This is a genomic window from Burkholderia sp. Bp9099 (assembly GCF_003857805.1).
In the GTDB taxonomy this organism is placed as follows: domain Bacteria; phylum Pseudomonadota; class Gammaproteobacteria; order Burkholderiales; family Burkholderiaceae; genus Burkholderia.
Genome location: NZ_QTPU01000101.1, coordinates 1 through 705, shown reverse-complemented (window position 1 = coordinate 705; position 705 = coordinate 1). Strand labels below are relative to the sequence as shown.

1 protein-coding gene is annotated in these 705 nt (G+C 64.8%); it reads left to right on the top strand.

The annotated features are described in order from the left end of the window. The coding region (locus DIE17_RS37075) for a 3-hydroxybutyrate dehydrogenase (protein ID WP_148091663.1) at positions 1 to 705 on the top strand (705 nt) is incomplete at its 5' end.

The following is a 705-nucleotide window of genomic DNA, read 5'->3' as shown; positions in this document are numbered from 1 at the left end:
AAAGCGGGCGCGGCCGTGGCGATCGCCGACCTGAACCAGGACGGCGCAAACGCGGTTGCCGACGAGATCGTCAAGGCAGGCGGCAAGGCGATCGGCGTCGCGATGGACGTGACCAACGAGGAAGCGGTCAACAGCGGCATCGACAAGGTGGCCGACACGTTCGGCTCGGTCGACATCCTCGTGTCGAACGCGGGCATCCAGATCGTCAACCCGATCGAGAACTACGCGTTCTCCGACTGGAAGAAGATGCAGGCGATCCACGTCGACGGCGCGTTCCTGACGACCAAGGCCGCGCTCAAGCACATGTACAAGGACGATCGCGGCGGCGTCGTGATCTACATGGGTTCGGTGCACTCGCACGAAGCGTCGCCGCTGAAGTCGGCGTACGTGACGGCCAAGCACGGGCTGCTCGGTCTCGCGCGCGTGCTGGCGAAGGAAGGCGCGAAGCACAACGTGCGCTCGCACGTCGTATGTCCGGGCTTCGTGCGCACGCCGCTGGTCGACAAGCAGATTCCGGAGCAGGCGAAGGAGCTCGGCATCAGCGAAGAGGAAGTGGTGAAGAAGGTGATGCTCGGCAACACGGTCGACGGCGTGTTCACGACGGTGCAGGACGTCGCGCAGACGGTGCTGTTCCTGTCGGCGTTCCCGAGCGCCGCGCTCACGGGCCAGTCGTTCGTCGTCAGCCACGGCTGGTTCATGCAGTAA